Below are 6,013 nucleotides of genomic sequence, written 5' to 3'. Positions count from 1 at the left end.
GGCCGCGCCCCGGCCCCCGTCCGCCCCGCACGTCCTGCGCTCCGTCGTCCTGCGCTGCTGAACGAGCCGTTCCCGCAGCTCACCCCCGCGAGCAACCGCGGCGGGAAACCGGCACAGAACCCCGCACAGGACAGGACCACCGCCATGCCCAACGACCCGTACACGGTCCTGCGCGCCCTCCTCCGCGCGGAGGCCGTGCGCAGCGCACCCAAGGCACGCCCCGAGCAGCACCCGGAACGCGGTCGGGGCCCCGAGGGCGGGGAACGACACCGCCCGAAGGCCCCCGAAGCCGACTGAACCGGGCCCCGCCCGAGTGCCCTGGAGCCATGGGTTCCAGGGCACTCGGACCGCGGGGACAGCGGGGACCACACGCCACCGGACCGCAGGGAATGCGCCGTTTGACCGATTCACGGAACCTTTTCCCGGGTCGCACTCCGTCGCCATGGCTGCGCCCGGAACGTCTCGACCGGTAGGCTTTCCGTGTGATCTTCAAGCGCATCGGAAACGGCCGGCCGTACCCCGACCACGGCCGGGAAAGCACCCGGCAGTGGGCGGACGTCGCGCCGCGCCCGGTCCGCCTCGATCAGCTCGTGACGACCAAGGGGCAGCTGGACCTGGAAACCCTCCTCGCCGAGGACTCCACGTTCTACGGCGACCTCTTCGCGCACGTGGTGAAGTGGCAGGGCGACCTTTATCTGGAGGACGGCCTCCACCGCGCCGTACGCGCGGCCCTCCAGCAGCGCCAGGTCCTGCACGCCCGCGTCCTCGAACTGGACTGACCGGACCCCCGCGTTCCGGTGGGCCGAGGCGCCGGTTGGCCCTTTCGGGTTGGACTGCCCCGCGGCCAATGATCATCTAGTAGGCATCGCCGCCCAACGGCACTACGCTGCGCCCATGAGCATGCTGACTCCTCCCGGCATGGGCGGCCAGTACCGGATCACGGGGGACAAGTACCCGCGGCTGCGCCGACCGAAGAGGCGCCGCAGGCTCGTTCTCGCGGTCGTCGCGTCCACGACCGCGCTGGGCCTGGTCGGTTGGGGAACCCTGCAGCTCATCGACGTCTTCACCGGCGACGACCAGGCTGCCGCGGCCGGCCCCAAGGCGGACTGCTCGGCCCGGGTGAGCCCCTCCCCGACAGCGGGCAAGGCGGGCGGCAAGACCTCCGGCAAGCCCGAGTCGTATCCGGCGCCCGGGAAGATCACCGTCAACGTCCTCAACGCGACGCCCCGCTCGGGCCTCGCCAAGGACACCGCCGAGGAACTGAAGAAACGCGGCTTCCGCATCGGGAACGTGGGCAACGCGTCGGAGGAGTACGACAAGAAGGTCAAGGGCACCGCCCTGCTGCTCGGCGCGAAGGCGGCCGAGGACACGGCGCTGCCCGTCCTCAACACCCAGCTCGCCGGCGCCCGGCTGAAGACCGACGGCCGCAAGAAGGCCACCGAGGTCGACCTCGTCATCGGCACCGGGTTCAAGGCCCTCAGCAAGCAGAAGGACGCCGACGCGGCCCTGGCCGAACTGACCAGGCCCAAGCCGACGCCCACACCGACGAAGACCTGCTGAGCCCCGCGAGGGGCTCGGGCGGTCCTACTCGGCCGCCCCGTACAGCCGGTCCCCCGCGTCGCCCAGGCCCGGCACGATGTAGCCGTGCTCGTTCAGGTGCTGGTCGACCGCGGCCGTCACGACCGTCACCGGGGTGCCCGCCAGCTCGCGCTCCATCAACTCCACGCCCTCGGGCGCGGCGAGGAGCACCACGGCGGTCACGTCGTCGGCGCCCCGGGCGATCAGCTCACGGATCGCGGCGACCAGGGTGCCGCCGGTGGCGAGCATCGGGTCCAGGACGTACACCTGACGCCCCGAGAGATCCTCGGGCATCCGCGTGGCGTACGTGGATGCCTCCAGCGTCTCCTCGTTGCGGATCATGCCCAGGAAGCCCACCTCGGCGGTCGGCAACAGCCGGACCATGCCGTCGAGCATGCCGAGGCCGGCGCGCAGGATCGGCACCACCAGGGGGCGCGGGTGCGAGAGCTTGACGCCCGTGGTCCGGGCGACCGGCGTCTCGATGTCGACCTGCTCCGTGCGCACGTCACGGGTGGCCTCGTAGGCGAGCAGGGTGACCAGCTCGTCGGCGAGACGACGGAAGGTCGGGGAGTCGGTGCGCTGGTCGCGCAGCGTGGTGAGCTTGTGGGCGACCAGGGGGTGGTCGACGACGTGGAGACGCATGACCACAACAGTAACGGGGGTGACAGCGGCGGGCTCCCCGTCCCCGGCCGCGGAACCGTTCACCCGCCGCACAGCAACCCCGACCCGCGTGGTTCACCCTTCCGATGGCATCAAACCCGCCGCCGGAGGGAAAGTGGGAGGGACATGGCGGGGGTGGTGAGCCGATGCCGGACGGTGGTGAACCCATGGCGGGAGTGGACGACGAGTCCCGGCGTCCGCGGAGGACGGGCGGGACACGGTCGCGGGGGACGAACCGGGAAGGACAGCGAGGAGCGGACGGGGACCCGCGGCGCGCGACGGACGGGAAACGCCCACGGGGCACGGACCTGCGGGAACCGGCGGAAGCCGACACCGACGCGGGCGCCGCCGACCCCGACGAGCAGAGTGACGCCGCGCGGAGGCGTCGGCGGGCCCAGTTCCTGCGGGAGCTGACCGAGGCACGGGAACTGCGCGACCGGGTGCAGCCGCGCCGGGCCAAGGCGGCCCGGCTCCGGCACGCGATGCGCATGCGCACCTTCCGCTGGTAGCCCGGCCGAAAGCCACGCGAACAACCCCGTTCGACACACCCGTACGCCCCCACTCGGGGCCCTGGCGAGGTGCTCACGGGGCATGCGCGGGGCGCTCACGGGGTGGCCGTGCGTATGCGGCGGGGAAGTCCGCGTACGATCCGCAGGTGGCGGCAACAGGTGCGCAGGTGAACGCCTTGCCCGACCGGCGATCAAAACTGCCGGACACAGGGAGCCGAAGACGTCCCCTGGGCGCTCTGTTTCTGCCACGATTCCGAGTGGGTGGGGCTCGGAGGACAGCACTCCCCGCCCATCGACCTCCGCCGGGGGGACCCCCAACCGGCACGCCTATGACCAGTGGGAGAGTCACGGTGTACTTCGCCGCACTGCTCGCGCGCACCGAAGACGGGTGGGAAGCGAGCGACACAGAGCTCGACGATGTGGAGACCCTGTCGGATCTGACCGACCTGGCCCGTGAAGCCTCGCCCGACGACGACACGGTGCTGGTGCTCATCGAGCAGGAGGACGCCTGGTTCGGCGTCGTCCGCATCGATGGCGAGGACGACCCTCGTATCTACATCTCGGACGCCGCCGCCGCTGCCCGCAGCAGCTACGGCGAGATCCTGCTCACGGCCGAACTGCTCGGAAAGGAGCCGGGAGACGACGGTCCCGACCTGGACTCCCTCGACCTCGACGGTACGGAGGACGGTGAGCCCGACGACGACGACGATGATGACGACGGCACGGCCGCCGAGACCGTGCCGCACAGCCCCGTCGGCGACACCGAGATCCTCGACGACCTCGGCGTGAGCGAGAAGGAACTGCGCGCCCTCGGCGCCGACGACGCCCTCAACTCCATCGCCGAGGCCCTGGGCGCCTCGGAGGTCCTGGAGACGGTCCGCTAGGTCGTCGCCGGGCCTGTCGGTACGACGGCGGCCCGGCGGCGGGCGGCACGCAGGCCTCGGGCTTCGGGCCTCGGGCCTCGGGCCTCGGGGTGGCTCCCGGACGGTTCGCCGACGGCCGATCCGCTAGGTTCCCCGGGTGACCGAAGCAACCGACGCAGAGGCACCGGGCCCCGATCCGGTACGCGACCGCTGGCGGCCCGCGATGCGGCTCGCCCTGGACGAGGCCGGGCGGGCCACCGCGGGCGGCGACGTCCCGGTCGGCGCCGTCGTCCTGTCCCCGGACGGCACGACCGTCCTGGCCACCGGGCACAACGAACGTGAGGCGACCGGCGATCCGACGGCCCACGCCGAGGTACTGGCCGTCCGCCGTGCCGCCGCCGCACTCGGCGAGTGGCGGCTGACCGGCTGCACCCTGGTCGTCACCCTCGAACCCTGCACGATGTGCGCGGGCGCGATCGTGCAGTCCCGGGTCGACCGGGTCGTCTACGGCGCCCGCGACGAGAAGGCCGGGGCGGCCGGTTCCCTCTGGGACGTCGTGCGCGACCGCCGCCTCAACCACCGCCCAGAGGTCGTCGAGGGCGTCCTCGCCGACGACTGCGCCCGGCTCCTCACGGACTTCTTCCGCCTCCGCTGAACCGCCCGCGGCAGCGCTCCCGGGCCTGCCCGTATATCGATTTCAAAGCACGCCCCACCTTGCTGTAAGGTCTCCCTCGGTAGCGTGTCCGAGCGGCCGAAGGAGCTCGCCTCGAAAGCGAGTGTGGCGCAAGTCACCGAGGGTTCAAATCCCTCCGCTACCGCAGATGGAAGAGGCGCCCGGTCCCCAGGACCGGGCGCCTCTTCGGCTTCCGTCCCAGGGCGAAGAGATCCACGACTCGCCATCCGCACGGGTACAGCCTGTCGTCACCGTTCCGTCACGAGTAGTCGCCGCGCGGAACCTTGCCGCTCTCCCGCCCTATCTGCACTCACGTACCACGACCACACGTACCGCGGGGCGACAACCGACGACCGAAACCTGCGGACGAGACGACTCAGGGGGACGACAGCATGCGACACAGCAACGGCATTCGCAGGGCGGCTCTGGCGACGACGGCGGTCACGGCCGTCGCGGCGGCGGTGGCCGGCATCCTGCCCGGCACCGCCATGGCGGCCGGCACCACCGCCGCCACCCCGCCGCCCGCCTGCAAGACCTCCGCCCTCCAGGTCAGCGCCTGGCAGGCCGTCCACCGGCCCGTCGGGACCGGAACCGGGGCGGCGGTCGTGCAGTTCAAGAACGTCTCCCGGAAGACATGCGTCCTGAAGGGCCATCCGACGGTCGCGGGCGCCGGCAACGGCTCCCCCGCCCACAACACCCCGCTCAAGGTCACCCGTAAGGGCAAGGCGGCCACCGTGAAGGTCCGGCCGCGTGGCAAGGCGTGGGTGAAGCTGACGTTCGTCCAGGTCCACGGGGAGGCCGACGGCTACTGCAAGTCGGGCAAGGACCCGGTGACGTATCCGACCATGGTCATCGGTCTGCCGCGCTCCGGGAAGCACCAGGTCGCCCTGAAGGACGGGGTGTGGGCCGAGTGCGACAACAAGGTGACCGTCACCCCGGTCACGGCGGTCAAGCCTTCCTGACCCCACCGTCCCCACGGTCCAGCCGCCGTTCACGGCCGTTGACGGCCGCTCACGGCCGTTCGCGAGACGGGCGGGAGTCCTCCGCCACCGCTGAAGAAGGGCCTCACCGTCAGGTGGGGCCCTTCCCGCGTTCCGGGGATCTCCTGCGAACGCATGATCGGGTTACACTCGCCGCCGGTGGACAGGGACATATGAGGCGGGGGAGGCCGCTGTGGCGGTGCAGGGGAAGAAGATCGCGCTGTATGTGCTCGTGGTCTTCGTGCTGTACGTGATCATCACGGACCCGGCCAAGGCCGCGGACTACGTCCAGATAGGGTTCGAGGGCGTCTCGACCGCCGCCCAGTCCATCGGTGACTTCTTCACCTGGATCGCCGACGGGGCGGAATGACCCGCAGCACCACGCGTCGTACGACTCTCCCGGAGCGCTCATGATCCGCCACCTGGTCCTGTTCAAGCTCAACGAGGGCGTCGAGCGCGACGACCCGCGCGTCGTCGAGGGCGAGAAGGCCTTCCGGGCGCTCGACGGCACCATCGCGGAGCTGCGCCACTGGGAGCTGGGCTGGAACATCAGCGACCGGCCCATCGCGTACGACTTCGCGATCAACTCGGCGTTCGACGACGCGGACTCCCTGCGTCGCTACGTCGAGCACCCCGCCCACCAGGCCGGCGTCGCTCTGTGGCGGGAGTTCGCCACCTGGGTGATCGCGGACTACGAGTACTGATCCGCCGGGCGTCCCGCCCATACGCCCGTACGGCCCGCCCCGCACC

10 protein-coding genes and 1 tRNA gene are annotated in these 6,013 nt (G+C 71.4%); 10 read left to right on the top strand and 1 reads right to left on the bottom strand.

All coding sequences use genetic code 11. From position 1 onward, the window contains the following. The 3 genes from AOK15_RS46205 to AOK15_RS29745 form a co-directional block, all read left to right on the top strand. Positions 1-297, top strand: a 297-nt coding sequence (locus AOK15_RS46205) for a hypothetical protein (RefSeq protein WP_205632258.1), incomplete at its 5' end; no start/stop codon positions are given. A gap of 185 nt (positions 298-482) precedes the next feature. Then, positions 483-779, top strand: coding sequence for a type II toxin-antitoxin system VapB family antitoxin (locus tag AOK15_RS29750; protein WP_003999914.1), 297 nt, complete (start codon positions 483-485; stop codon positions 777-779). A gap of 139 nt (positions 780-918) precedes the next feature. Beyond that, entirely contained in the window at positions 919-1,560 is a 642-nt protein-coding gene (locus AOK15_RS29745; protein ID WP_055521431.1) for a LytR C-terminal domain-containing protein, read from the top strand. 24 nt (positions 1,561-1,584) lie between these two features. Here the strand turns inward: AOK15_RS29745 and upp are convergent, their stop codons facing one another. Next, a complete protein-coding gene (upp, locus tag AOK15_RS29740; RefSeq protein WP_055521433.1) occupies positions 1,585-2,220 on the bottom strand; it encodes a uracil phosphoribosyltransferase in 636 nt (211 codons plus the stop codon). A 326-nt stretch (positions 2,221-2,546) separates the two neighbouring features. On the opposite strand from upp, the gene AOK15_RS29735 reads away from it, so the two are divergent. The 7 genes from AOK15_RS29735 (at position 2,547) to AOK15_RS29710 (ending at position 5,967) form a co-directional block, all read left to right on the top strand. Further along, positions 2,547-2,747, top strand: a complete 201-nt coding sequence (locus AOK15_RS29735) for a hypothetical protein (RefSeq protein ID WP_055521432.1) — start codon at positions 2,547-2,549, stop codon at positions 2,745-2,747. A gap of 350 nt (positions 2,748-3,097) precedes the next feature. Continuing rightward, on the top strand, positions 3,098-3,631 hold the full coding sequence (locus AOK15_RS29730) for a tRNA adenosine deaminase-associated protein (protein WP_055521430.1): 534 nt from the start codon (positions 3,098-3,100) through the stop codon (positions 3,629-3,631). 202 nt (positions 3,632-3,833) lie between these two features. Then, positions 3,834-4,265 carry a tRNA adenosine(34) deaminase TadA gene (tadA, locus tag AOK15_RS29725; RefSeq protein WP_055521429.1) on the top strand — a complete coding sequence of 144 codons (432 nt, stop codon included), beginning with the start codon at positions 3,834-3,836 and terminating at the stop codon, positions 4,263-4,265. 78 nt (positions 4,266-4,343) lie between these two features. After that, positions 4,344-4,428 (top strand) — tRNA-Ser (locus AOK15_RS29720). A 247-nt stretch (positions 4,429-4,675) separates the two neighbouring features. Then, a complete protein-coding gene (locus AOK15_RS29715) occupies positions 4,676-5,245 on the top strand; it encodes a DUF4232 domain-containing protein (RefSeq protein ID WP_055521428.1) in 570 nt (189 codons plus the stop codon). A 211-nt stretch (positions 5,246-5,456) separates the two neighbouring features. Next, a complete protein-coding gene (locus AOK15_RS45775; protein WP_099966503.1) occupies positions 5,457-5,633 on the top strand; it encodes a hypothetical protein in 177 nt (58 codons plus the stop codon). Between the two features lie 40 nt (positions 5,634-5,673). Continuing rightward, entirely contained in the window at positions 5,674-5,967 is a 294-nt protein-coding gene (locus AOK15_RS29710) for a Dabb family protein (protein WP_055521427.1), read from the top strand. Positions 5,968-6,013 lie beyond the last annotated feature (46 nt).

The organism is Streptomyces ossamyceticus, from assembly GCF_001418475.1.
Classification (GTDB): domain Bacteria; phylum Actinomycetota; class Actinomycetes; order Streptomycetales; family Streptomycetaceae; genus Streptomyces; species Streptomyces ossamyceticus.
The sequence above is the reverse complement of the archived record's forward strand: the minus strand, read 5'-3'. Positions and strand labels throughout refer to the sequence as shown.

Coding starts and splice junctions, on each gene's coding strand:
- upp (WP_055521433.1), bottom strand. CDS start 2,220: ATGCGTCTCCACGTCGTCGACCACCCCCTGGTCGCCCACAAGCTCACC.
- AOK15_RS29715 (WP_055521428.1), top strand. CDS start 4,676: ATGCGACACAGCAACGGCATTCGCAGGGCGGCTCTGGCGACGACGGCG.
- AOK15_RS29745 (WP_055521431.1), top strand. CDS start 919: ATGGGCGGCCAGTACCGGATCACGGGGGACAAGTACCCGCGGCTGCGC.
- tadA (WP_055521429.1), top strand. CDS start 3,834: ATGCGGCTCGCCCTGGACGAGGCCGGGCGGGCCACCGCGGGCGGCGAC.
- AOK15_RS29710 (WP_055521427.1), top strand. CDS start 5,674: ATGATCCGCCACCTGGTCCTGTTCAAGCTCAACGAGGGCGTCGAGCGC.